Here is a 24,942-nt window from a genome sequence, read left to right as displayed (position 1 = left end):
CCTTTCCAAAGTTTTTGCTCTTTATTATATATTAATTAAGAAATGCTTGCAAGCTATATGCTTAAATTTTTTTATTTTTAAAAATAAATACCTTACTAAAAATGTAATTAAGAATAATTATCAAAAATTGTGAAATAGCTGTTTCGATAGTATTAACCTTGTCTATATTATTATTTACAAATTGTCCAATAATATTAGGAAACTGGGTTACAAAGAGAAAAGTTAAAAATAAGTCTAAAAGAAAAGTAGAAAGGCGGGCAAGAGTAAATTTCACTAAACGTCTTGGCCAATTCTGCCTAGCCTGCTTAAATACAATCGTATCATTTGTGATAAAGGCAAAGAGGATACCGATAATATTTGCTAGGGCAGTAGCAAGGAGTTCTTTATGAGTTAGTTGATAAATGACTAATCGGGATAGAATAGAAATAAGAGTAGTTGCTATTCCAAAAAAAAGATAGGCTAAGAGCTCATTCATGAATAGACTTTGAATGCGTTTTTTCATGCTTTTAGTATAGCATAAAGCAGGCTATTGTGCTATACTAGTAAGGTTGAATGAATCAACCCTTGGTGCTTAGCTTCTTTCACCAAGCATATTTTACGTGGACAACCCGCCAAAGGAGAAAAGATGAAAAAATTAACTGTTCGTGATGTAGCAGATATTGCAATCGTTGCAGCTATCTATGTCGTTTTAACTGTCACACCACCCCTAAATGCCATTAGCTACGGTGCTTATCAGTTCCGTATTTCAGAAATGATGAACTTTATGGCTTTTTACAATCCTAAGTACATCATCGGAGTTACCATCGGTTGTATGATTGCTAATTTCTTTAGCTTCGGACTGCTAGATGTCTTTGTTGGTGGTGGATCAACCTTGGTATTCCTCAGTTTAGGTGTTTGGCTTTTTGCAAAATACAGTAAAGACTACCTCTTCAATGGATTAATCAGAAAAGATCATTTTTTCTTTTCAATCCTCTTTTCAATTTCCATGTTTACAATTGCTGCCGAGTTGAATATCGTAGCGCAATTACCATTTTTCCTTACTTGGTTCACAACAGGAATTGGTGAATTTGCTTCATTGATTATTGGTGCGATTATCATTGGTAAAATTGGTCGTCGAATCGATTTAAGCAAATAGAACAGGACAAGCTAGGTAGCTATTACCTGGCTTTTTCTTATGGAAAATATCTAAGGAAACTTGACAAGATTTTCTAACTGTAGTATACTTTTTAAGTAAGCTGATTTAGCTCAGTTGGCAGAGCGCATCCATGGTAAGGATGAGGTCGCCGGTTCAATCCCGGCAATTAGCATTAAATAAACACAAAAGCCCTTGATTTACAAGGGTTTTTGTTATGTCTGCCCCAAATCTGCCCCAAATTTTTCAAAGTGCAAACTGGGAAGCTAGCCGCAGGTTGCTCAAAGCACTGCTTTGGGGTTGCAGATAGAACTAACGAAGTCAGCTCAAAACATGTTTTTGAGGTTGTAGATGAAACTGACGAAGTCAGTAACCATACATACGGTAAGGCGACGCTGACGAAGTTTGAAGAGATTTTTGAAGAGTATAAAGAGTTTTGTCTGTTGACAAAAGTCATTCTCTTTAGTAGAATAGTAGATGCGATGAGTCGATAGGTAGTCTTCGGACTGCTATTGAGCATAAGGAGGTCATAACGCAGGAGCGGACCTTGATGAGTTGTGTGAACCTGCTCATCACATGAAGATGCCTCTTAGTCCCTAGTCTAGCGACTGGGGATTTTTATTTTCTAAAAAATGATGAAAAAGCTTTGCAATTCATGGAAAAAGTAGTATAATACATCTATTATAGAAATTTTTAGAAAATTCCGAAAGAGGTTACTTATGGGATATACAGTTGCTGTAGTCGGCGCGACAGGTGCTGTCGGTGCTCAGATGATAAAGATGTTGGAAGAATCAACACTTCCAATTGATAAAATTCGTTTACTTGCTTCTGCACGTTCAGCAGGCAAGACTTTGAAATTTAAAGACCAAGATATTACGATTGAAGAAACGACTGAAACTGCTTTTGAAGGAGTTGATATTGCTCTCTTTTCAGCAGGTGGTTCTACATCAGCTAAGTATGCACCATATGCAGTTAAAGCTGGAGCGGTAGTAGTTGATAATACATCTTACTTCCGTCAAAATCCAGACGTTCCTTTGGTTGTTCCAGAGGTCAATGCTCACGCACTTGATGCCCACAACGGGATTATTGCTTGCCCTAACTGTTCAACAATCCAAATGATGGTGGCTCTTGAGCCAGTTCGCCAAAAATGGGGCTTGGACCGTATCATCGTTTCAACTTACCAAGCCGTTTCAGGTGCTGGTATGGGAGCGATTCTTGAGACACAACGTGAACTTCGTGAAGTCTTGAATGATGGAGTGAAACCACGTGATTTACACGCAGAAATTTTGCCTTCAGGTGGTGACAAGAAACATTATCCTATCGCCTTCAACGCTCTCCCACAAATTGATGTCTTCACAGACAATGATTATACTTACGAAGAGATGAAGATGACTAAGGAAACTAAGAAAATCATGGAAGATGATAGCATTGCAGTATCTGCAACATGTGTGCGTATTCCAGTCTTGTCAGCTCACTCTGAGTCAGTTTATATCGAAACAAAAGAAGTGGCTCCAATTGAAGAAGTCAAAGCAGCTATCGCAGCCTTCCCAGGTGCTGTTCTTGAAGATGATGTAGCTCATCAAATCTATCCGCAAGCCATCAATGCAGTTGGTTCACGTGATACCTTCGTAGGTCGTATCCGTAAAGACTTGGATGCTGAAAAAGGAATTCACATGTGGGTTGTTTCAGATAACCTTCTCAAAGGTGCTGCTTGGAACTCAGTTCAGATTGCAGAAACTCTTCACGAACGTGGCTTGGTTCGTCCAACAGCTGAATTGAAATTTGAATTAAAATAGTCATATAATTTAGGAGTTCAGATGAACTCCTTCTTTGAAATAGAGAGGTGTTTCTCATGTCTTATCAAGATTTAAAAGAGTGTAAAATCATCACAGCCTTTATTACCCCCTTCCACGAGGATGGTTCCATCAACTTTGATGCTATTCCAGCCTTGATTGAGCATTTATTGGACCATCATACGGATGGAATTCTTCTTGCTGGCACGACAGCTGAAAGTCCTACCTTGACTCACGATGAAGAGTTGGAACTCTTTGCAGCTGTACAGAAAGTTGTCAATGGACGTGTTCCTTTGATTGCGGGTGTCGGTACCAATGATACTCGTGACTCGATCGAGTTTGTCAAAGAAGTCGCAGAATTTGGTGGTTTCGCAGCTGGTCTTGCTATTGTGCCTTACTACAACAAACCTTCCCAAGAAGGAATGTATCAGCACTTTAAGGCCATTGCAGATGCTTCTGACCTACCAATTATTATCTATAACATTCCAGGGCGTGTGGTTGTCGAATTAACTCCAGAAACCATGCTTCGTTTGGCTGACCATCCAAATATTATCGGTGTTAAAGAATGTACGAGTTTGGCAAATATGGCTTACTTGATTGAGCACAAGCCAGAGGAGTTCTTGATTTACACAGGTGAGGATGGAGATGCTTTCCATGCCATGAATCTTGGTGCGGATGGGGTTATTTCTGTTGCCTCTCATACAAATGGGGATGAGATGCACGAGATGTTTACGGCCATTGCAGAAAGCGATATGAAGAAAGCCGCAGCAATTCAACGTAAGTTCATTCCTAAGGTTAATGCTCTCTTCTCTTATCCAAGTCCTGCTCCAGTTAAGGCCGTTCTTAACTATATGGGATTTGAAGCTGGACCAACTCGTCTACCTCTTGTTCCAGCACCAGAAGAAGATGCCAAACGCATTATCAAGGTTGTCGTAGATGGCGACTACGAAGCAACCAAGGCAACTGTAACAGGGGTTTTAAGACCAGATTATTAATGAAGACAATAAAATCCATGACCGAATGAACGATCATGGATTTTACTCATTTTCCTAAACAGAATTGGCTAAAGAGTTGGGTGATGAGTTCATCTGGAGCAGCATCACCAGTGATTTCTCCGAGGATTTCCCAAGTACGAGTCAAATCAACTTGAAGTAAATCAACTGGCATACCTAGTTCCAGCCCTTGGTTAACAGCCTGTAGGCTTTCAACAGCCTTTTCAATTAGGGAAATGTGACGGGCGTTTGACAAGTAAGTAGCATCTTGCTCAACCAAACCAGCATTTTCAAAGAAGAGGTTGTTGATTCTCTCTTCAATCTTATCGATGTTTTGGTTTTTAAGGACTGAAATACGAATAACGTCTTCAGGTAGTTCCGATGTTTCAATCGCTTCAGGCAGGTCAGTTTTGTTAAGAAGAATAATGCGATTAGTCTCCTGACTGATTTCTAGGAGTTGGCGGTCTTGGGCGGTTAGTGGTTCACTGGCATTTAGCACCAGTAGAACCAAGTCGGCTTCCTTGAGGGCTTTTTTCGAACGCTCAACACCTATTTGTTCCACAATATCATCTGTTTCACGAATACCAGCTGTATCAATCAATTTTAGGGGAACACCGTTGATGTTGACGTATTCTTCAATAACATCACGTGTTGTACCAGCAATATCGGTTACGATAGCCTTGTCTTCACGCAAGAGGTTGTTGAGAAGGCTTGATTTCCCAACGTTGGGGCGTCCGATGATGGCAGTGGAGATTCCTTCACGAAGGATTTTACCGCGACGGGCTGTTCTAAGGAGATTGGTTAGCAATTGCTCAAACTCCATTGTCTTTTCTCGGACCACAGCAGTAGTCGCTTCTTCAACATCGTCATACTCAGGATAGTCGATATTAACCTCAACTTGGGCAAGTGTATTGAGGATTTCTTGACGGGTATTATTAATCAGCTCAGAAAGGGAACCGTCTAATTGTTTAACTGCAATGTTCATAGCCTTGTCTGTCTTAGCACGGATGATGTCCATAACGGCTTCAGCCTGAGTCAGGTCCACACGACCGTTTAAAAAGGCACGTTTGGTAAATTCACCAGGCTCAGCCAACCGAGCTCCTTCACGGATCGCTAGTTGGAGAATTTCATTGGTCACCGCAATCCCACCGTGGGTGTTAATCTCGATAATATCTTCACGAGTAAAGGTCTTTGGAGATTTCATAGCCCCAACCATAACCTCGTCCATGACTTTTCCTGTCTGAGGGTCAACGATGTGACCGTAGTTAAGGGTATGGCTAGCAACCTGACTCAAGTCTTTTCCTTTAAAAATCTTTTGCGCAATAGCAAAACTTTCTGTTCCGCTCAAGCGGACAATACCAATAGCTCCTTCACCTAGTGGAGTAGAGATAGCAGCGATGGTATCAAATTCACGTGTAATCATAATGTTTTCCTTTAATTAATTGCTCTTTTCTTGGAATATTCCAAGTCTCTTTTCAAATTGTAACAAATTTAGACTATTTCTTCAATGGATGCTACTTGGAGATTGAAAAAGCCTAAGCAATTCTGCTTAAGCTAGCTTATTTGGTGCGCATTTCCCCTTGTGGGAAGTAAGTTCCTTCTGGCATGTCGTTGATGATGACATGAACAGCAGATTGAGGGGCTCCAGTGTTACGGACAACCGCTTCCGTTACTTCCTTAGCCAGAGCTTTCTTTTGCTCGAGCGTGCGTCCTTCAAATAAATCGATGCGTACAAATGGCATAATGGTTTCCTCCACTAGTTTTGATTTCTTCTATTTTACCACATTTTGCCGTTTAAAGCTTCAGAAAATTATGATATACTAGAATGTAGCAAAAATTTAGAAATGGACGTGAAGCAAGAAACATGGCACAGTTATATTATCGTTATGGGACCATGAATTCTGGTAAAACGATTGAGATTCTCAAAGTGGCCTATAACTACGAGGAGCAGGGAAAAAGTGTTGTAATTATGACCTCGGCTCTGGATACGCGTGATGGTGTTGGCTATGTGTCGAGTCGTATTGGCATGAAACGCCCTGCCATTGCGATTGAGGAAACGACGGATATCTTTGGCTATATCCGAGACCTACCAGAAACACCTTACTGTGTGTTGGTCGATGAAGCCCAGTTTCTCAAGCGTCACCATGTTTACGACCTGGCTCGTGTTGTCGATGAGTTAGACATACCTGTCATGGCTTTTGGTTTGAAAAATGACTTTCGCAATGAACTGTTCGAAGGTTCCAAGTATCTCTTGCTCTTAGCAGACAAGATTGACGAAATCAAGACCATCTGTCAGTATTGCAAGAAAAAGGCGACCATGGTATTGCGTACTCAGGATGGATTGCCCGTTTACGATGGAGAACAGATCCAGATTGGCGGTAATGAAACTTATATCTCAGTTTGCCGTAAACATTATTTTGCGCCTGAAATCAATAAGGAGAATGAATAAAAATGAACATCTATGATCAACTACAAGCTGTAGAAGACCGTTATGAAGAATTAGGAGAATTGCTGAGTGACCCAGATGTGGTTTCGGACACCAAGCGTTTCATGGAGCTCTCAAAAGAAGAGGCTTCAAGCCGTGATACAGTGACGGCTTACCGAGAATACAAACAAGTCCTTCAAAACATCGTCGATGCTGAAGAGATGATTAAGGAATCAGGTGGAGATGCTGACTTGGAAGAAATGGCCAAGCAAGAACTCAAAGATGCCAAGGCTGAAAAAGAAGAATACGAAGAAAAACTGAAAATCTTGCTTCTTCCAAAGGATCCAAACGATGACAAGAACATCATCCTTGAAATCCGTGGCGCCGCTGGTGGAGACGAAGCAGCACTTTTCGCTGGAGATTTGCTAACCATGTATCAAAAGTATGCGGAAGCCCAAGGCTGGCGCTTTGAAGTTATGGAAGCCTCTATAAATGGTGTCGGCGGTTTTAAAGAAGTCGTTGCCATGGTTTCAGGTCAATCTGTTTACTCTAAACTCAAGTACGAATCTGGAGCACACCGTGTGCAACGTGTCCCTGTGACAGAAAGTCAAGGTCGTGTCCATACATCAACTGCCACAGTTCTTGTCATGCCTGAAGTTGAAGAGGTTGAATACGACATTGATCCAAAAGACCTTCGTGTCGACATCTATCACGCCTCTGGTGCTGGTGGACAGAACGTCAATAAGGTTGCGACTGCCGTGCGTATCGTTCACTTGCCAACCAATATCAAGGTGGAGATGCAGGAAGAACGTACCCAGCAGAAGAACCGTGAAAAGGCCATGAAAATCATCCGTGCGCGTGTCGCTGATCACTTTGCACAAATTGCACAAGATGAACAAGACGCTGAGCGTAAGTCGACAATCGGAACTGGGGACCGTTCAGAACGAATCCGTACTTATAACTTCCCACAAAACCGTGTCACAGATCACCGTATCGGCTTAACCCTCCAAAAACTAGATACGATTTTATCTGGTAAATTGGACGAAGTTGTGGATGCCTTGGTGCTCTATGACCAAACGCAAAAATTAGAAGAATTAAACAAATAATGAAATTAGCTCAATTATTTTCAGATTTTGAAGAAGAGTTGATAAGACAAGGAGAGGAAGCTGAAAGCCTCTCTTTTGTCTATCGTAGCCTGAAAAATCTCTCTTTTACAGACTTTGTTTTTGCTCTTCAGCAGGAAGTGACGGAAGAGGAAGAAGTATTTGTAGAAGAAATTTACCTGCAGTTAGTAGCTCATAAACCTGCCCAGTATATTATAGGTCGGGCAGATTTTTATGGAATGCAGCTAAAAGTTGATGAGCGGGTTTTGATTCCTCGTCCAGAGACTGAGGAGTTAGTGGAGCTTATCCTGGCTGAAAATCCTGAGACGAATCTTTCAGTCCTGGATATTGGAACAGGTAGTGGAGCTATTGCTCTCGCCTTAGCAAAAAATAGACCAGCTTGGTCAGTGACAGCAGTGGATATTTCCCAAGATGCTTTAGATTTAGCTCGCGAAAATGCTAAAAATCAAAAACTTAATATATTTTTTAAAAAATCTGATTGTTTTGCAGAAATTTCTGAAAAATATGATATAATTGTATCCAATCCACCCTATATCTCTCGTGAAGATGAGTCAGAGGTAGGTTTGAATGTTTTGCATTCGGAGCCTCATTTAGCTCTCTTTGCAGACGAGGATGGCCTAGCTATTTACCGTAGAATTGCGGAAGATGCAAAAGCCTATCTCAAAGACGGTGGTAAGATTTACCTTGAAATTGGATACAAACAAGGTCAAAGTGTTCCTGAGCTTTTTAGGAAAAATCTTCCTGAAAAAAGAGTACGAACACTCAAGGACCAGTTTGGTCAAGATAGGATGGTTGTCGTTGATGATGGACAAGATTAGACAAGAGTTGGAAAATGGTGGAGCTGTCGTTCTGCCTACAGAGACAGTATACGGTCTTTTTGCTAAGGCCTTAGACGAAAAAGCAGTTGACCATGTTTACCAACTCAAACGTCGTCCCAGAGACAAGGCGCTTAACCTCAATATCGCCTCTCTAGAGGACATCTTGAACTTTTCTAAGAATCAGCCATCTTATCTGCAAAAACTTGTAGAGAACTTTTTACCAGGTCCCTTGACCATTATACTCGAAGCCAATGACCGAGTTCCCTATTGGGTCAATTCTGGTCTGGCAACTGTTGGATTTCGGATGCCTAGTCATCCCATTACCCTTGATTTGATTCGAGAGACAGGTCCCTTGATTGGGCCGTCTGCCAATATCTCAGGTCAGGCAAGTGGCGTGACTTTTAATCAAATTCTAGAGGATTTTGACCAAGAGGTTCTGGGTTTGGAAGACGATGCTTTTCTAACTGGACAGGATTCAACTATTTTGGATTTATCGGGAGACAAGGTGAAAATCTTACGCCAAGGGGCCATTAAGCGAGAAGATATTCTTGCTCAGTTGCCAGAGATTTCTTTTGAGGAGGAATAAAATGCTAAGAGATTTGCAAGAAACAGATGTGAAAGCTATATGTGAGATTAACCAAAAAGCTTTGGGGTATTCTTTTAGTCCAGAGGACACGGCTAGTCAATTAGCTAGACTGTCTCAGGATTCCCATCATTTCCTTCTTGGCTATGAGGATATAGCTAGTCATGTTTTACTGGGATATGTTCACGCTGAGGTTTATGAATCACTCTATTCCAAAGCAGGTTTTAATATTTTAGCCTTAGCAGTTTCACCTCAAGCGCAAGGTCAAGGTATCGGTAAAAGTTTATTACAAGGGTTGGAAGACGAAGCCAAAAGACGTGGTTATGAGTTTATCCGCTTAAACTCTGCTGATCACCGTCTGGGTGCTCATGCATTTTATGAAAAAGTTGGTTATACTTGTGATAAAATGCAGAAACGGTTTATTCGCATCCTTTAGTTTATTTTCTTAAACTAAAGGACCTGTCACATTATAAAGGAGAAGACCTATGATTTTTGACAAAGATAATTTTAAAGCATATGATGCTGATCTCTGGAATGCTATTGCCAAAGAAGAAGAACGCCAACAAAACAATATCGAGTTGATTGCTTCGGAAAACGTTGTTTCCAAGGCTGTTATGGCAGCTCAAGGGTCTATCTTGACGAATAAATATGCCGAAGGCTACCCAGGGCGCCGTTATTATGGTGGAACGGATGTGGTAGATGTGGTAGAATCTCTAGCCATTGAACGTGCAAAAGAAATTTTCGGTGCTAAATTTGCCAATGTCCAACCACACTCAGGGAGCCAAGCTAACTGTGCGGCTTACATGGCCTTGATTGAGCCTGGCGATACGGTTATGGGAATGGATTTGGCTGCTGGTGGACACTTGACCCACGGAGCTCCTGTCAGTTTCTCTGGTCAAACCTACAACTTTGTTTCTTATAGCGTGGATCCTGAAACAGAACTCTTGGACTTTGATGCTATCTTGAAGCAAGCCCAAGAAGTAAAACCAAAACTGATTGTAGCAGGTGCTTCAGCCTATTCTCAAATTATCGACTTCTCAAAATTCCGTGAAATTGCGGACGCTGTTGGGGCTAAACTCATGGTAGATATGGCTCATATCGCTGGTTTGGTTGCTGCTGGTCTTCACCCTAGCCCAGTACCATACGCACATATCACAACAACCACAACCCACAAAACCCTTCGTGGACCACGTGGCGGTTTGATTTTGACCAATGATGAAGACCTAGCTAAGAAAATCAATTCAGCTATTTTCCCTGGTATTCAAGGTGGACCTTTGGAGCATGTTGTGGCAGCTAAAGCTGTTTCTTTCAAAGAAGTTTTGGATCCAGCCTTCAAGGAATACGCTACCAATGTTATCAAGAACAGCAAGGCTATGGCGGATGTCTTTTTGCAAGATCCTGATTTCCGTATCATTTCTGGTGGGACTGAAAACCATCTCTTCCTAGTGGATGTGACTAAAGTTGTAGAAAACGGAAAAGTTGCTCAAAACTTGCTGGATGAAGTCAATATTACCCTAAATAAAAACTCAATCCCTTACGAAAGCTTGTCACCATTCAAGACAAGTGGTATTCGTATCGGAGCAGCAGCCATCACTGCACGTGGATTTGGTGAAGAAGAAAGTCGTAAAGTGGCTGAGCTCATCATTAAAACCCTTAAGAATGCAGAAAATGAAGCTGTCTTAGAAGAAGTGAGAAGTGCAGTTAAAGAATTAACAGATGCCTTCCCATTATACGAGGACTAAAACTTTTATGGACATTTATATTAAGAAAGCTATTATTCATCAGTTCAGTCCGGATGATACGGAGCTGTTCCTAGCGGATAAGTTTCTCAATATTACTCCAAAAATCGAAGAATACCTGCGCAAAAAAATCGAACGTGTGTATTCAGATGAAGCCAAGACTGGGATTTTCGAGGAAGAAAATCCCTTCTTCAATCATATTACAGACGATTTGTTGGAGACATCAGTGACGCTGGCTAATCTCTGGAAAGAGGAGTTTAGCATTTCAGAAAATCTTAAGACCAATGACTTGATTTTTGTGCAATTTTCTAAAGAAGGTGTAGAACATTTCGCTTTCTTACGAATTGCCCTGCGTGAGACCTTGACCCACCTCGGGGGAGAGGTTGATAATCCAATCAAGCTAACTCAAAATAACTTACCTGGATTTGGAACAGGAGCTGATGAGGCCTTGGTGGTTAATCTTCAGAGCCGCAAGTACCATCTGATTGAAAAACGAATCAAGTACAATGGGACTTTCTTGAACTATTTTTCAGAAAATCTCCTTGCCGTAGCCCCTAAGATTTCACCTAAGAAATCTATCAAAGAACTGGAAAAAACAGCCCAGAGAATTGCTGAAACTTTTAACACAGATGATTTTCAATTTCAATCTAAGGTGAAATCAGCGATTTTCAATAACCTGGAAGAAAGCAATGAATTGTCACCTGAAAAATTGGCCAACGACCTTTTTGACAATAATCTGACGGCTCGTTTGAGCTTTATTGACCAAGTTAAAGAAGCTGTCCCAGAACCTGTTCAATTTGATGAAATTGATGCCAGTCGTCAGCTTAAAAAATTTGAAAACCAAAAACTTTCCTTGTCAAATGGAATTGAGCTCATCGTTCCCAATAACGTCTATCAAGACGCCGAGTCTGTTGAGTTTATCCAAAACGACAATGGAACCTACTCTATCTTAATCAAAAATATCGAGGATATCCAAAGTAAATAATGTTTAAACGAATTCGAAGAGTGCTTGTACTAGCAGTCTTCCTTTTTGCTGGCTATAAAGCTTACCGCGTTCACCAAGATGTCAAGCAGGTCCTGACCTATCAACCCATGGTGCGAGAAATCTTGAGTGAAAAAGATACCCCAGCAAACGAAGAGCTTGTGCTCGCTATGATTTATACCGAAACAAAAGGAAAAGAAGGCGATGTTATGCAGTCTAGTGAGTCTGCAAGTGGCTCAACCAACACCATCAATGATAATGCCTCTAGCATTCGGCAAGGCATTCAAACTCTGACAGACAATCTCTATCTGGCCCAGAAGAAGAGGGTAGATGTCTGGACGGCTGTTCAAGCCTATAATTTTGGTCCTGCCTATATCGATTATATCGCCCAAAATGGTAAGGAAAATACCTTGGCTCTGGCTAAACAGTACTCTCGTGATACTGTTGCTCCCTTGCTTGGCAATACCACTGGAAAGACTTATAGTTATATTCACCCCATTTCCATTTTTCACGGTGCTGAACTCTATGTAAATGGAGGAAACTATTATTATTCTAGACAGGTGCAACTCAACCTTTACATCATCAAAACTTTCACTCTCTTTTCGACATCTGGCTAGACCAGGTGTTTTTGTTATAAGTTTTCTTTAAGATAGATATATTACTCTAGAAAGGTAAAGGAGGAAATTCCCAATGAGAAAGAAACTCTTTCTGACTAGTGCTGCGGTCTTGTGGGCAGTAACAGCTATGAATAGCGCCCATGCAGCAACAGATGTTCAAAAAGTCATCGATGAAACCTATGTTCAACCTGAATATGTCCTAGGTTCATCATTGTCTGAAGACCAAAAAAATCAAACCCTTAAAAAACTAGGCTACAATGCCTCAACAGACACCAAAGAACTCAAGACCATGACACCTGATGTCTATTCTAAGATTATGAATGTTGCCAATGACTCTAGCTTACAATTGTATTCATCAGCCAAGATTCAAAAGCTAGGTGACAAATCGTCACTTGAGGTCAAGATTGAAACACCAGAAAATATCACTAAGGTGACGCAGGATATGTACCGCAATGCGGCCGTAACTTTGGGTGTGGAACACGCCAAAATCACTGTAGCAGCACCTATTCCAGTTACAGGTGAGAGTGCCTTAGCCGGGATTTACTATTCGCTAGAAGCTAATGGAGCCAAGGTGCCACAAGCCAACAAAGATTTGGCTCAAGAAGAGTTGAAGGCTTTGTCCGATATCAATGCTGAAAACAAGGACAAGTCTGGCTATGATGCTAATAAATTGAACGTTGCTCTAGCCGATATCAAGTCAGGACTCGCCAAAGCTAAAGAAAGCAAGGGAAATCTGACAGAGGAAGATGTCCGCAAAATCGTTGAAGATACCTTAAAAAATTACAAACTTGATCAGGTCATAACAGGAAACCAGATCAATATCATCATCAATTTTGCTTTGAATCTCTCAAAAAGTGATATCCTCAGCAATGCAGACTTCACTAAAACCCTGAATGACCTTAAACAAAGTATTGTTTCACAAGCTGGCGACAGTTTTAAAAATATTAACCTTAACTTTGATGCTGATAAAGCGCTAGAGGATGGCGGTAATTTTCTAAGCTCCCTCTGGCAAGCCATTGTCAACTTCTTCAAGAGTTTTGGTTCTTAAGAAATTTCATGGTATAATAGATGGTAACTGTAACGTTGCCGTCTTTTTTGTCGGCCAATAGAAAGTGAAGAGAATGTTAAAGAAAAATGATATTGTAGAAGTTGAAATTGTTGACTTGACCCATGAAGGTTCAGGTGTGGCGAAGGTAGATGGTTTGGTCTTTTTTGTAGAGAATGCTTTACCGACTGAAAAAATCCTTATGCGTGTCCTCAAGGTTAATAAAAAGATTGGTTTTGGGAAAGTTGAAGAATACCTTGTCCAGTCACCACACCGTAATCACAATCTAGATTTGGCTTACCTTCGTTCAGGAATCGCGGATTTAGGTCATCTTTCCTATCCAGAACAACTCAAATTTAAAACTAAGCAAGTCAAGGACAGTCTATACAAGATTGCTGGTATTACGGATGTAGAGGTTGCTGAAACGCTTGGTATGGAAAATCCAGTCAAGTATCGTAACAAGGCACAGGTCCCTGTTCGTCGTGTTAATGGTGTTTTGGAAACTGGATTTTTCCGTAAGAATTCCCATGACCTCATGCCTCTAGAAGATTTCTTTATCCAAGATCCTGTGATTGATGAGGTAGTTGTAGCTCTACGCGACTTGCTCCGTCGTTATGACCTGAAACCTTATGATGAAAAGGAACAAGCTGGCTTGATTCGTAATCTTGTGGTGCGTCGTGGCCACTATTCAGGACAAATCATGGTCATTTTGGTGACAACTCGTCCCAAAGTTTTTCGTGTGGACCAATTGATTGAACAATTCATCAAGCAGTTCCCAGAGATTGTGTCTGTCATGCAAAATATCAACGAGCAGAATACCAATGCAATTTTTGGTAAGGAATGGCGCACACTTTATGGACAAGACTATATCACTGACCAGATGTTGGGAAATGACTACCAAATCGCTGGACCTGCTTTTTACCAAGTCAATACTGAAATGGCTGAAAAACTTTATCAAACAGCCATTGATTTTGCTGAATTAAAAGAAGATGATGTGGTTATTGATGCCTATTCGGGGATTGGGACGATTGGCCTCTCTGTTGCCAAACACGTCAAGGAAGTCTATGGTGTTGAAGTGATTCCAGAAGCAGTTGAGAATAGCAAGAAGAATGCTCAACTGAACAATATTTCAAATGCCCACTATGTCTGTGATACGGCTGAAAATGCTATGAAAAATTGGCTCAAAGATGGGATTCAACCAACCGTTATCTTGGTTGATCCTCCACGCAAGGGCTTAACCGAAAGCTTTATCAAGGCAAGTAGCCAAACAGGAGCAGATCGCATCGCTTATATCTCATGTAATGTCGCAACCATGGCGCGTGATATCAAACTCTACCAAGAATTAGGATATGAATTGAAGAAAGTCCAGCCGGTGGACTTGTTTCCACAAACGCATCATGTTGAGGCGGTAAGTTTGCTAGTCAAGGAGTAAAACGACGAAGATTAGCATTTACTTCCGCCCATGCGATAGCTGTCCGTGATTGACAAGTGCTAGCACGCAGACAGAACGGAGATAGCGAACCGCTGAGTGTGTCGCTCTGCTCGTAAAAGCTTAGAAACCTTTGAACGAAAGGGATAATGAAAGCCTTGATTGCAAGGCTTTTTGCTTTATGGTGGGTAAGTATCAGAGTGAGAAAATTTTTGGAATGAGTAGAAGTGATAGCTAGAAATTATCAGTTTCTATTTCCATTTACCCTGTGGGTACGTGTTTGTTTCCATTGACAAGGAGTTTGTGGGAATAGAAATGTACCCACCTTGTTTGAATCAAGTGAAGTGTAGTTGAAGGAAATCTGTTGAAAGCAATACTTCATTTTACCGAATAAGTAATAATTTAGGCAACTTCAAATCGATTAAAAAAAACTATTTTAAAGGTTAAGAGTAGACAAAAATTGTCCACTCTTTTTTGCAAACTCAATTTATCAATAAATGAAATGAGGGAATGTAAAATGAAATATTTTGAGGTTGAGTTAGAAAATCCTGATGAATTTTTAAAACTACAAACAGAAGATTTTGTGAAAGCTAATCGCTTGCTACTAAGGAAGATAATCCAGAGCGTTACAGTCTATGAAGAAAACTTCGTCATATCCTTTAAATCTGGCATCGAATTGGAAGTATGAGTCTCATTCCATAACTTTTATATTGAACATATCATCTTGTTGTGTTATACTATAAATTGATATAAACAAAGATGTAGGAGGAACCGAAACTATGACAGCCTCAATGCGTTTAAGATAAGCTGGCAATAAAAAAAGCAGAATCTATACCCGATGATAGGCTTTTTTGTTGTGCTTATTTATACGATATTGAGCATTCATTAGTTACGGTGAGGATATTGGTTATTTAACTATACCTTTATTTAACTATGTCTTTAATATGAATGTTTCCAAATTGTATGTATGCAGACCAAAAGCCACATTGTGGGGTTTGGCCTGCATTTTTTATTGCCTAGAATGCTATTCAAAATAGAAATTCAAGCAAAATAATATGCAGGAGATAATATAAATGGAAAAATACAACAATTGGAAACGAAAATTTTATGCAATATGGGCAGGGCAAGCAGTATCATTAATCACTAGTGCCATCCTGCAAATGGCGATTATTTTTTACCTTACAGAAAAAACAGGATCTGCGATGGTCTTGTCTATGGCTTCATTAGTAGGTTTTTTACCCTATGCGATTTTGGGACCTGCCATTGGTGTGCTAGTGGATCGTCATGATAGGAAGAAGATAATGATTGGTGCCGATTTAATTATCGCAGCAGCTGGTGCAGTGCTTGCTATTGTTGCATTCTGTATGGAGCTACCTGTCTGGATGATTATGATAGTATTGTTTATCCGTAGCATTGGAACAGCTTTTCATACCCCAGCACTCAATGCGGTTACACCACTTTTAGTACCAGAAGAACAGCTAACGAAATGCGCAGGCTATAGTCAGTCTTTGCAGTCTATAAGCTATATTGTTAGTCCGGCAGTTGCAGCACTCTTATACTCCGTTTGGGATTTAAATGCTATTATTGCCATCGACGTATTGGGTGCTGTGATTGCATCTATTACGGTAGCAATTGTACGTATACCTAAGCTGGGTAATCAAGTGCAAAGTTTAGAACCAAATTTCATAAGGGAGATGAAAGAAGGAGTTGTGGTTCTGAGACAAAACAAAGGATTGTTTGCCTTATTACTCTTAGGAACACTATATACTTTTGTTTATATGCCAATCAATGCACTATTTCCTTTAATAAGCATGGAACGCTTTAATGGAACGCCTGTGCATATTTCTATTACGGAAATTTCCTTTGCATTTGGGATGCTAGCAGGAGGCTTATTATTAGGAAGATTAGGGGGCTTCGAAAAGCATGTATTACTAATAACAAGTTCATTTTTTATAATGGGGACCAGTTTAGCCGTTTCGGGAATACTTCCTCCAAATGGATTTGTAATATTCGTAGTTTGCTGTGCAATAATGGGGCTTTCGGTGCCATTTTATAGCGGTGTGCAAACAGCTCTTTTTCAGGAGAAAATTAAGCCTGAATATTTAGGACGTGTATTTTCTTTGATCGGAAGTATCATGTCACTTGCTATGCCAATTGGGTTAATTCTTTCTGGATTCTTTGCTGATAAAATCGGTGTAAATCATTGGTTTTTACTATCAGGTATTTTAATTATTGGCATTGCTATAGTTTGCCAAATGATAACTGAGGTTAGAAAATTAGATTTAAAATAAACAATATTGGAGGAATATTTATGTATCTTATTTTCATGTAACTCTTCCTGCTAAAATCGCAGGGTTTTCCCTGCATACAAGCAAATGAAAGCATGCGATTATAGACAGGAGGAAATGTTATGGAATTAATATTAAAAGCAAAAGACATTCGTGTGGAATTCAAAGGACGCGATGTTTTAGATATAAATGAATTAGAAGTATATGATTATGACCGTATTGGTTTAGTAGGAGCAAATGGTGCTGGAAAAAGCACTTTACTCAGGGTACTTTTAGGAGAATTAACTCCCCCAGGATGTAAAATGAATCGTCTGGGTGAACTTGCCTATATTCCCCAGTTGGACGAAGTAACTCTGCAGGAGGAAAAAGATTTTGCACTTGTAGGCAAGCTAGGTGTTGAGCAATTAAATATACAGACTATGAGCGGTGGTGAAGAAACAAGGCTTAAAATAGCACAGGCCTTATCGGCACAGGTTCATGGTATTTTAGCGGATGAACCTACGAGCCATTTAGACCGTGAAGGAATTGATTTTCTAATAGGACAGCTAAAATATTTTACAGGTGCACTGTTAGTTATTAGCCATGACCGCTATTTTCTTGATGAAATAGTAGATAAAATATGGGAACTGAAAGATGGCAAAATCACTGAGTATTGGGGAAACTATTCTGATTATCTTCGTCAGAAAGAGGAAGAACGTAAGAGCCAAGCTGCAGAATACGAACAATTTATTGCGGAACGTGCCCGATTGGAAAGGGCTGCGGAGGAAAAGCGAAAACAGGCTCGTAAAATAGAACAGAAGGCAAAAGGTTCTTCAAAGAAAAAAAGTACTGAAGACGGAGGGCGTTTAGCTCATCAAAAATCAATAGGAAGTAAGGAAAAAAAGATGTATAATGCTGCTAAAACCCTAGAGCACAGGATTGCGGCCTTAGGAAAAGTAGAAGCTCCGGAAGGCATTCGCAGAATTCGTTTCAGGCAAAGTAAAGCATTGGAGCTCCATAATCCATACCCTATAGTCGGTGCAGAAATTAATAAAGTATTTGGGGATAAGGCTCTGTTTGAAAATGCATCTTTTCAAATTCCGTTAGGAGCAAAAGTGGCGTTAACTGGTGGTAATGGAATCGGAAAAACAACTTTAATCCAAATGATCTTAAACCATGAAGAAGGAATTTCTATTTCGCCTAAGGCAAAAATAGGTTACTTTGCACAGAATGGTTACAAGTACAACAGTAATCAGAATGTTATGGAGTTTATGCAGAAGGATTGTGACTACAATATATCAGAAATTCGTTCAGTGCTAGCATCTATGGGGTTCAAACAGAACGATATTGGAAAAAGTTTATCTGTTTTAAGCGGTGGAGAAATTATAAAATTGTTGCTTGCTAAAATGCTCATGGGTAGATATAACATCCTAATAATGGATGAACCCAGTAACTTCCTTGACATACCAAGTTTAGAGGCTTTGGAAATACTAATGAAGGAGTACACCGGAACTATCGTGTTTATCACCCACGATAAACGATTACTCGAAAATGTAGCAGATGTAGTTTATGAAATTAGAGATAAGAAAATAAATCTGAAACATTAAATTTAAGGTAGTCGCTGGTCAGTATAGTCTGTTCTGGTTGGCGACTCCATTGTTAAAGAGTATAAAGACTTTAGATTTTATGAATATTAAAAATAGGAACAGTCAATTGAACTGCTCCTATTTTTCTGCTAAATATATTGTAGTTTTCTTATATGTATAATGATAGATTAGCGGATTCTCATCTACGGTACTTACTTCAAATATGAAGAAGTGATCGCGGTTATCTCTGGACTTTTCCTTATTGAGGACAAAGTAATTCTTACGTGAAGTCGCCATTGTTTTTAGGATATCATCAGTTAGGAAGGTCAATGGAATATTCATGTTAGAGTAGCGGTAGAAGTCACGTTCAAAATCTTGGTAGCTCTCGCTATAATAGTCCATTTGTAGGTGATTACGCTGAAACTCAAGCTGATTCATAGAGCACCTCCTCGACAAGTTCAATACTAATAATGTCTTTTAATTTCAAATTGATGTGACCTGTTGTAGTTTTTATCAAAATGAAATCTTTGGTCAGACTTGGTATTGTTCCAGTGTAGGAAACACGCTTGTTTTTTTCAATCACTTGAATGCGTGTGCGTAGCTGCCCGGCGTATACTTGACTGAGGAGTAATAATTTCTTCTCTAGTGATAAGTCAGACATGTACGTTACTTTGTTTGTATCATCAGAGAGTGCTGATGCATGTTCAGATAGGAAAAAGCCCATCCATTTTTGCATCTTTGTATCCTGGTACTCTCTTGCTGATTGAAATGGTAAATATGAACGGTCAATCATATCAAATCCTTTCTATGCAGAGGCAAGGGTATTTTTATCAAATTGAATCGTAAAACCTTGAATTCCCCCACCTGTGTAACATTCTTTAAAGCGATTGATTACCTCAGTATAGATTATCACAGATGAGCTTGTTGGCTTAATGCTAAATGTAAATTCCAATGGTAATCGGTTTTCAGATTTAGCATGTACTAGTCGTATCGATATTTCAGTTGTTTTGAGTTTTCTCTGACGAAGTTTTGAAGTTGCTGTTTCAACGATTCCATGTAAAAATCTTTCAAGCATTTCAATATCATTACATCCTTTGCTACGGATTTCTGAAAATTGTACTGTATTTTTTTCTTGTTTCATTTTAATCCCTCCAATCCACCCGCGGAATGACCACCGATAAGTTTACTGCGTTCAATATTTCTGGAACCTTCAGTTAGGACGGTTCCTTTTTGTATGGCTAAAAAACCAAACTGTTCTCTGACAACATCAATAGCTGTCTGAAGTCTATTATCTTTTTCAATTTGTTCTACATCATCAAAGAGTGATAGTAGAGTATAGCTTTCATCTACGAAGCCACTATAAGATACACCAATTTGTCTCACTGCACCAGAGGTGTATTTTTTCGGAATAATACAAGTACATGACTCACCATTGTTTTGGGGAGATTTGCGGGTTCAATTTTATTCTGAGCATTTATAGATTTTTTCATCTCAGTCCTAGAATAGCCAATATGAATAGAAACGACAGTAGTCAATACTAGGGCTACTGTTCCGTTCCACAGTATCATTTAAAAATCATTTTCACACCCTTTCGTCTATTAGTATAGAAGAAAGCTCTCAGCACACGTCGAGTGTGTGAGTTTGTTAGTGAAACGCAGTTAATCCTCAAAAGGTTCCCCAAACCTTTTTAGTCCCGCAGACGCATCATGTTGAGGCAGCATCACTGCTTGTACGAGCTTAGAAAAAATGTTGACGAAAAAGCCTTGGTGTCAAGGTTTTTTTGGTATCCTCAAAAAGGTAATTTTATAATTGACAATTTGTCAGTAAAGTAGTATGATTTATAATCAGGAGGAATAAAATGCGAGATGTAAAAGATCCGGAAATTCGACGGGCTGAGATTATGGATGCTGCTATGCTCCTCTTTATGGAGAAAGGATATGCGAACACAACAACTCAGGATATAGTCGATAAGGTAAATATATCACGAGGTTTGTTATACTATCACTTTAAGAACAAAGAAGATATTCTGTATTATCTTGTGGAACGTTATTCAGAGAAATTATTGAGAGATATTCATGTGATTGTCAATGATGACGACAAAACTGCTATTGAAAAAATAAGAGCCTTTATAGATGCCACAATAATCTCTACAGATAACGTTTCAGCGGAAGGAACTGAGTTACAAAAGACGGTTGATCTTGAAGAAAATCGTTATATGTTAGATAAGTTATCTCATAAGCTCATTGAAAAACTGACTATATATTTTGAGAGGATAATAAATCAAGGCATCTCAGAAAAAGTATTTTCTGTAAAATATCCATCAGAAACAGCAGAATTTCTGATGACAGCCTATGTTTTTGTTTCAAATAACATAGGTATAAAAACTTCAAAGAAAGAACCTGTCAAAGATTACTTGAATGCATTTAAGATAATGCTGGAACAAAATCTAAATACAAAAGGACTCTTTAGCAATTAAAAAAGATAGAATGTTTGTAAAGAGAACTACGTACCGATAGCTAAATCAAAACAAGCTATCGGTATTATTTCAAAATATTACTGACAAATTGTCAATGGAGACGAAAATATGTTAGAGATAAAGAATTTTAGTAAAAGTTATGGAGATAAGAAGGTTGTGGATAACCTGTCTATTTCAGTACAGCCTGGAGATATTTATGGTTTTATTGGGGCAAATGGTGCGGGAAAAACATCAACTATAAAGGCAGTTGTCGGTATCCATGATTTTGAAGACGGAAGTATAATTATCAACGGTCATTCTATTAAAGAAGAACCTGTTATTTGTAAAAAAATGATGGCGTATATCCCAGATAATCCAGATTTGTATGAACATATGACAGGACTTCAATATATTAATTTTATTGCTGACTTGTTTGAAATTCCTACAAAAATACGCAGGGAGAGAATCCAAAAATACGGTGATTTATTTGATATGACTGAGCATCTTTCGGGGATTATTTCTTCATATTCACATGGTATGAAGCAACGAACAGCCATTATTTCTGCACTTGTACATTCTCCCAAACTGTTGATTTTAGATGAACCTTTTGTTGGGCTAGATCCCAAAGCAACTTTCCTACTAAAGAAAATTATGCATGAGTGTGTTTCAGATGGAGGTGCTATTTTCTTTTCAACCCATGTATTGGATGTTGCGGAAAAATTATGTAATAAGATTGCCATTGTCAAAAATGGAAAGTTAATTGCAAGTGGCAATACAGGAGACGTCAAAGGTGATGAATCATTGGAGGCATTTTTCATGGAGGTGCAGGACAATGAGTAACATTTGGATACTGCTTAAGGCGCAATTGATTAATTTCTTTCCTATTAACGAGATTAGAGATTCAGGAAATAAAAAACAAAGTTCAATGGCTATTGCGAGTTTTGGCATAATAACTCTTTCCTTATTTTGCTTTGTTTATAATATACTAACAGCGAAAACATTGGTACACGTCGGACAGCAGGACTTGATACCGGCATATATGGTCTCTGTATCAAGTTTTTCAATATTATTTTTGACTGTCTTTTATTCGAATGGCATTTTATTTGGTAGTCGAGATATGGAAATTCTCCTATCCTTACCTGTTAAAAGTTCGTATATTATCACCAGCAAGTTCATGTTTATGTACTTATTGAATTTTTTAATAGGCTTGATGTTTATGCTTCCGGGTGGAATTGTATGGGGCTTGAACGGAAGTTTAAACCTCCTACAGATTATATTGTATTTTACTTCTATAATTTTTGCCCCTTTGATCCCCATGTGTATAGCGACATGCATGGGAATCGTTATTGTTGTCGCTTCATCTTTTTTTAAAAGAAAAAATGTTATCTCTCTTATTTTTTCATTTGCGATGTTAGGTATAATTGGATATTTTGCATTATCAGCTTTGCAATCAGGTGATGAAATTAGTATTGGGGTTACTCTGGCTAAGCAAATTACTGGACTGTATCCAATTTCTAGACTATTTATGTCATACTACAATTTTCCAATGTACTATGGGATGGGATTTTATATAGTTCTTTCAATAGTCGTCTTTTATCTATTTGTCAAAATTGCTTCGTTGAAGTATGGACTACTTAATACACTTGCCAATACAAAATCAAGATATGCTAATGACAAAGTATCTTATGAAAGAAAATCTGTGTTTTTTGCCTTGTATCAAAAAGAGCTTGGACGATTTTTAAGTTCTTATATGGCAGTCTTGAATGCTGGGCTTGGAGTGATTCTTTTATGTGTCTTTAGTATATGTTTCCTGTTTAATTCTGTAGGGCAAATAGGAAATTCTGCAGGAATTGAAGATATAAATGAGTATCTTTCAAACTTAGCTCCTGTCTTTATTTCATCTATGCTTTCACTCAGTTGTCCAGCAGCTTCATCCATATCTTTAGAAGGTAAAAATATTTGGATTTTGAAAAGTTCTCCGGTTAAAGTGAAAATGATTTTAAATGCTAAGATAGCTGTCAACCTTACACTTCATTTGATTGGATATATGATTTCTGTATATGTATTTATGCTGAAACTTGATATGAATCCTATTCAAGTTATGAATCTAATTATTGTTCCTATATGTTACTCCTTTTTTATAACTGTAATCGGAATTGCATTAAATAAAAAATATCCTAACTATGATTGGTACAGTGAGATGATAGTTGTCAAACAAAGTCTTCCTGTTATTGTAACTGGAATTATTGGTATGATTGCGCTTATTACGCCACTTTTGATTAATTGGCTGTTTAATCTTCCGATTATATTTGTTTTACAGTTAGTATCAGTAGTTTTATTGGCTATTACAATGGGTGTTTATTTAACAATAAGCAAGAAAAATTTTATCTAGTTAAAGGAGAAAAATAAGATGAAAAACAGACTGATAAAAGATATTTTGGTGTTATTAGTAATGCTAGCTATAATAGTTGTTATTTGTAGATTTCTCCCAGAAAAAGTTCCGATTCATTTCAATGCAAAAGGAGAAGCAGATATGTTTGCAAATAAATACTATCTTCTACTAGCTACAGTCATCCCCTATTCTGCATATTGGAAGTTTGTTAGGAAAAGTGAAAATAAAAAGATTAAATGAAACACCATCTATATTTACAAATTGCATCAAAATTAAGAACGACTATTTTAAGAGGTGATTATGCATCTGAACAACAAATTCCTTCAATAAGGAGATTAGCAGAAAACGAGAAGTGTAATCCGGCAACTGTCCAAAAAGCAATGAAAGTTCTCGAAGAACAGAATTTGGTTATTAGCTGTGGAACATTAGGATATTTTGTCATAGCAAGCGAGCAAGAAATAAAGGAGTTAAGATATCAAGAATCTAACAAGCTAGTGAAAATTTTGTTTGAAAAACTTGGTGAGCTAGGCTTTTCAGAAGATGAGATTGTCAATTTATTTTTTAGAAAAGATGCTTAGAAGAAGTTGAATGGAAATTTATTAGGATTTTTGTGAAAGTATAGAAAAGCCTTGATTGTAAGGCTTTTTTTGTATTTTTGTGATAGAATATAGGTAGTTATAATCGAGAGCAACTAAGAAGCAGTAAAAATATTATTCATAAAATAATCAAGATAAGGAAGATAAAATGACAGAAATTGACAAAAAGAATTTAAAAAATTATCTTTATTGTACATTTGGAATTACTTATATAGCTTGGGTGCTTCTTGCCATATTTACTCAATCTCATATTTTGGGATTAGAAACATTTATAGGGAGAATGTTACATATAGTAGGTGCACTTGGTCCAGCTATTGCAAGTGGCTTTTATTTGAAAAGGAATAATATAAAATTTAAACATTTTGTATTTAATAAAAGAAAAAACAGTAGTATTTATTTCATTATTCATTTGTTAGCAATTTTGATACTATTTTCTGTATCTTCCTTAGAATTAAATGGAGTATCAATTTATCTGATGCCTTTATTCTTTATACAACTAATTTTTTTTGGTGGTGGACATGAAGAATTAGGATGGAGAGGAATATTACAGCTATTACTTGATAAAAAATATACTTATTGGCAATCTAATTTGATGGTAGGATCAATTTGGGGAATGTGGCATCTGCCTTTATGGTTTATAGTTGGAGAAAGTCATCAAGGATTTCCTTTTATTTTATTTTTTATATATACATTATTTTTAAGTTTTGTTTTAGGGCTTCTTTACCGTCAAACGAAATCTGTGGGATACTGTATATTATTTCATGCGTTCGCAAATTTGTTAAATCTCTATTTTGTGTTAAAAATTAATGTTATTTTTATTATCATTTTTATTGGTTATTTTATTTATACTATATTGGCGAGTAATAGGATTAGTAAGGAAACAACATTTTAAAATTTAGATCAGCATATCCATTATTGAAGGTAATAATCGGTCTATCTAGATAATCGCTGTTAAAGAATTTTCTGT

The 24,942-nt window shown here is 38.2% G+C and carries 29 protein-coding genes, 1 tRNA gene and 1 riboswitch; of the genes, 23 read left to right on the top strand and 7 right to left on the bottom strand.

What is annotated here, in order from left to right:
- Positions 1 to 61: 61 nt before the first annotated feature.
- The gene (locus tag FJR77_RS03850; protein WP_140832795.1) at positions 62 to 502 is read right to left on the bottom strand and encodes a GtrA family protein; all 441 of its coding nucleotides are present in this window, start codon (positions 500 to 502) and stop codon (positions 62 to 64) included.
- Between the two features lie 28 nt (positions 503 to 530).
- Positions 531 to 628: riboswitch (PreQ1 riboswitch) on the top strand.
- Here FJR77_RS03850 and FJR77_RS03845 point away from each other — a divergent pair.
- From FJR77_RS03845 to dapA, 4 genes are all read left to right on the top strand, one after another.
- Entirely contained in the window at positions 626 to 1,135 is a 510-nt protein-coding gene (locus FJR77_RS03845; protein ID WP_140832793.1) for a QueT transporter family protein, read from the top strand. (Overlaps the previous riboswitch by 3 nt.)
- A 99-nt stretch (positions 1,136 to 1,234) precedes the next feature.
- Positions 1,235 to 1,307: transfer RNA gene (locus FJR77_RS03840), tRNA-Thr, on the top strand.
- Between the two features lie 544 nt (positions 1,308 to 1,851).
- On the top strand, positions 1,852 to 2,928 hold the full coding sequence (locus FJR77_RS03830; protein WP_000542462.1) for an aspartate-semialdehyde dehydrogenase: 1,077 nt from the start codon (positions 1,852 to 1,854) through the stop codon (positions 2,926 to 2,928).
- 56 nt (positions 2,929 to 2,984) lie between these two features.
- A complete protein-coding gene (gene dapA, locus FJR77_RS03825; RefSeq protein WP_140832791.1) occupies positions 2,985 to 3,920 on the top strand; it encodes a 4-hydroxy-tetrahydrodipicolinate synthase in 936 nt (311 codons plus the stop codon).
- Between the two features lie 46 nt (positions 3,921 to 3,966).
- Here the strand turns inward: dapA and mnmE are convergent, their stop codons facing one another.
- Both mnmE and FJR77_RS03815 read right to left on the bottom strand, forming a co-directional pair.
- Positions 3,967 to 5,340 carry a tRNA uridine-5-carboxymethylaminomethyl(34) synthesis GTPase MnmE gene (mnmE, locus tag FJR77_RS03820; RefSeq protein WP_140832789.1) on the bottom strand — a complete coding sequence of 458 codons (1,374 nt, stop codon included), beginning with the start codon at positions 5,338 to 5,340 and terminating at the stop codon, positions 3,967 to 3,969.
- A 136-nt stretch (positions 5,341 to 5,476) separates the two neighbouring features.
- On the bottom strand, positions 5,477 to 5,659 hold the full coding sequence (locus FJR77_RS03815; protein WP_001117401.1) for a 4-oxalocrotonate tautomerase: 183 nt from the start codon (positions 5,657 to 5,659) through the stop codon (positions 5,477 to 5,479).
- A 122-nt stretch (positions 5,660 to 5,781) separates the two neighbouring features.
- On the opposite strand from FJR77_RS03815, the gene FJR77_RS03810 reads away from it, so the two are divergent.
- The 13 genes from FJR77_RS03810 (at position 5,782) to msr(D) (ending at position 18,553) form a co-directional block, all read left to right on the top strand.
- Positions 5,782 to 6,366, top strand: a complete 585-nt coding sequence (locus tag FJR77_RS03810) for a thymidine kinase (RefSeq protein WP_140832787.1) — start codon at positions 5,782 to 5,784, stop codon at positions 6,364 to 6,366.
- Between the two features lie 2 nt (positions 6,367 to 6,368).
- The gene (gene prfA / locus FJR77_RS03805) at positions 6,369 to 7,448 is read left to right on the top strand and encodes a peptide chain release factor 1 (RefSeq protein WP_140832785.1); all 1,080 of its coding nucleotides are present in this window, start codon (positions 6,369 to 6,371) and stop codon (positions 7,446 to 7,448) included.
- A complete protein-coding gene (gene prmC / locus FJR77_RS03800) occupies positions 7,448 to 8,284 on the top strand; it encodes a peptide chain release factor N(5)-glutamine methyltransferase (RefSeq protein WP_140832783.1) in 837 nt (278 codons plus the stop codon). The genes prfA and prmC overlap by 1 nt, the downstream gene beginning before the upstream one ends.
- Positions 8,268 to 8,870, top strand: a complete 603-nt coding sequence (locus tag FJR77_RS03795; protein ID WP_181146565.1) for an L-threonylcarbamoyladenylate synthase — start codon at positions 8,268 to 8,270, stop codon at positions 8,868 to 8,870. The genes prmC and FJR77_RS03795 overlap by 17 nt, the downstream gene beginning before the upstream one ends.
- A 1-nt stretch (position 8,871) precedes the next feature.
- Positions 8,872 to 9,303, top strand: a complete 432-nt coding sequence (locus tag FJR77_RS03790; RefSeq protein ID WP_140832780.1) for a GNAT family N-acetyltransferase — start codon at positions 8,872 to 8,874, stop codon at positions 9,301 to 9,303.
- Positions 9,304 to 9,352: 49 nt separating this feature from the next.
- Complete coding sequence (glyA, locus tag FJR77_RS03785; protein WP_140832778.1) at positions 9,353 to 10,609, top strand: serine hydroxymethyltransferase; 1,257 nt, start codon at positions 9,353 to 9,355, stop codon at positions 10,607 to 10,609.
- A 7-nt stretch (positions 10,610 to 10,616) separates the two neighbouring features.
- On the top strand, positions 10,617 to 11,591 hold the full coding sequence (locus FJR77_RS03780; protein WP_000356103.1) for a nucleoid-associated protein: 975 nt from the start codon (positions 10,617 to 10,619) through the stop codon (positions 11,589 to 11,591).
- Positions 11,591 to 12,205, top strand: coding sequence for a cell wall hydrolase Pmp23 (gene pmp23, locus FJR77_RS03775; protein WP_140832776.1), 615 nt, complete (start codon positions 11,591 to 11,593; stop codon positions 12,203 to 12,205). The genes FJR77_RS03780 and pmp23 overlap by 1 nt, the downstream gene beginning before the upstream one ends.
- Positions 12,206 to 12,278: 73 nt before the next feature.
- Positions 12,279 to 13,253 carry a DUF1002 domain-containing protein gene (locus FJR77_RS03770; RefSeq protein ID WP_140832773.1) on the top strand — a complete coding sequence of 325 codons (975 nt, stop codon included), beginning with the start codon at positions 12,279 to 12,281 and terminating at the stop codon, positions 13,251 to 13,253.
- A 73-nt stretch (positions 13,254 to 13,326) separates the two neighbouring features.
- Positions 13,327 to 14,682, top strand: a complete 1,356-nt coding sequence (rlmD, locus tag FJR77_RS03765) for a 23S rRNA (uracil(1939)-C(5))-methyltransferase RlmD (RefSeq protein WP_140832771.1) — start codon at positions 13,327 to 13,329, stop codon at positions 14,680 to 14,682.
- A gap of 514 nt (positions 14,683 to 15,196) precedes the next feature.
- Positions 15,197 to 15,367, top strand: a complete 171-nt coding sequence (locus FJR77_RS03760; protein ID WP_000873143.1) for a hypothetical protein — start codon at positions 15,197 to 15,199, stop codon at positions 15,365 to 15,367.
- A gap of 385 nt (positions 15,368 to 15,752) precedes the next feature.
- Positions 15,753 to 16,970 (top strand): macrolide efflux MFS transporter Mef(A), encoded by a 1,218-nt coding sequence (gene mef(A), locus FJR77_RS03755; protein WP_054367041.1) that lies wholly within the window; start codon positions 15,753 to 15,755, stop codon positions 16,968 to 16,970.
- A gap of 119 nt (positions 16,971 to 17,089) precedes the next feature.
- Positions 17,090 to 18,553, top strand: coding sequence for an ABC-F type ribosomal protection protein Msr(D) (gene msr(D), locus FJR77_RS03750; RefSeq protein ID WP_000420313.1), 1,464 nt, complete (start codon positions 17,090 to 17,092; stop codon positions 18,551 to 18,553).
- Between the two features lie 117 nt (positions 18,554 to 18,670).
- Here msr(D) and FJR77_RS03745 read toward each other — a convergent pair whose 3' ends face one another.
- From FJR77_RS03745 to FJR77_RS03730, 4 genes are read right to left on the bottom strand one after another with little or no spacing between them, the layout of a single operon-like run.
- Positions 18,671 to 18,970, bottom strand: a complete 300-nt coding sequence (locus FJR77_RS03745; RefSeq protein WP_001072467.1) for a DUF5960 family protein — start codon at positions 18,968 to 18,970, stop codon at positions 18,671 to 18,673.
- Positions 18,957 to 19,325 (bottom strand): hypothetical protein, encoded by a 369-nt coding sequence (locus tag FJR77_RS03740; RefSeq protein WP_000567222.1) that lies wholly within the window; start codon positions 19,323 to 19,325, stop codon positions 18,957 to 18,959. Before FJR77_RS03740 ends, FJR77_RS03745 begins: the two co-directional genes overlap by 14 nt.
- A 12-nt stretch (positions 19,326 to 19,337) precedes the next feature.
- The gene (locus tag FJR77_RS03735; RefSeq protein WP_000806926.1) at positions 19,338 to 19,673 is read right to left on the bottom strand and encodes a DinB/UmuC family translesion DNA polymerase; all 336 of its coding nucleotides are present in this window, start codon (positions 19,671 to 19,673) and stop codon (positions 19,338 to 19,340) included.
- The gene (locus FJR77_RS03730) at positions 19,670 to 19,915 is read right to left on the bottom strand and encodes a hypothetical protein (protein ID WP_001813542.1); all 246 of its coding nucleotides are present in this window, start codon (positions 19,913 to 19,915) and stop codon (positions 19,670 to 19,672) included. Before FJR77_RS03730 ends, FJR77_RS03735 begins: the two co-directional genes overlap by 4 nt.
- A 475-nt stretch (positions 19,916 to 20,390) precedes the next feature.
- Here FJR77_RS03730 and FJR77_RS03715 point away from each other — a divergent pair, with 475 nt between their 5' ends.
- From FJR77_RS03715 to FJR77_RS03690, 6 genes are all read left to right on the top strand, one after another.
- The gene (locus FJR77_RS03715) at positions 20,391 to 21,008 is read left to right on the top strand and encodes a TetR/AcrR family transcriptional regulator (protein ID WP_070479200.1); all 618 of its coding nucleotides are present in this window, start codon (positions 20,391 to 20,393) and stop codon (positions 21,006 to 21,008) included.
- A 108-nt stretch (positions 21,009 to 21,116) separates the two neighbouring features.
- Positions 21,117 to 21,827, top strand: coding sequence for an ABC transporter ATP-binding protein (locus tag FJR77_RS03710; RefSeq protein ID WP_140832768.1), 711 nt, complete (start codon positions 21,117 to 21,119; stop codon positions 21,825 to 21,827).
- A complete protein-coding gene (locus FJR77_RS03705; protein WP_140832766.1) occupies positions 21,820 to 23,379 on the top strand; it encodes a hypothetical protein in 1,560 nt (519 codons plus the stop codon). Before FJR77_RS03710 ends, FJR77_RS03705 begins: the two co-directional genes overlap by 8 nt.
- 18 nt (positions 23,380 to 23,397) lie before the next feature.
- A complete protein-coding gene (locus FJR77_RS03700) occupies positions 23,398 to 23,619 on the top strand; it encodes a DUF1648 domain-containing protein (RefSeq protein WP_070479194.1) in 222 nt (73 codons plus the stop codon).
- Positions 23,616 to 23,957 carry a GntR family transcriptional regulator gene (locus tag FJR77_RS03695; RefSeq protein ID WP_140832764.1) on the top strand — a complete coding sequence of 114 codons (342 nt, stop codon included), beginning with the start codon at positions 23,616 to 23,618 and terminating at the stop codon, positions 23,955 to 23,957. The genes FJR77_RS03700 and FJR77_RS03695 overlap by 4 nt, the downstream gene beginning before the upstream one ends.
- 166 nt (positions 23,958 to 24,123) lie before the next feature.
- The gene (locus FJR77_RS03690; protein ID WP_140832762.1) at positions 24,124 to 24,867 is read left to right on the top strand and encodes a CPBP family intramembrane glutamic endopeptidase; all 744 of its coding nucleotides are present in this window, start codon (positions 24,124 to 24,126) and stop codon (positions 24,865 to 24,867) included.
- Positions 24,868 to 24,942 lie beyond the last annotated feature (75 nt).

The sequence above is a fragment of the Streptococcus shenyangsis genome, from assembly GCF_006385785.1.
Classification (GTDB): Bacteria; Bacillota; Bacilli; order Lactobacillales; family Streptococcaceae; genus Streptococcus; species Streptococcus shenyangsis.
Note: the sequence above shows the minus strand (reverse complement) of the source record. Positions and strands in the feature narration are given on the sequence as shown.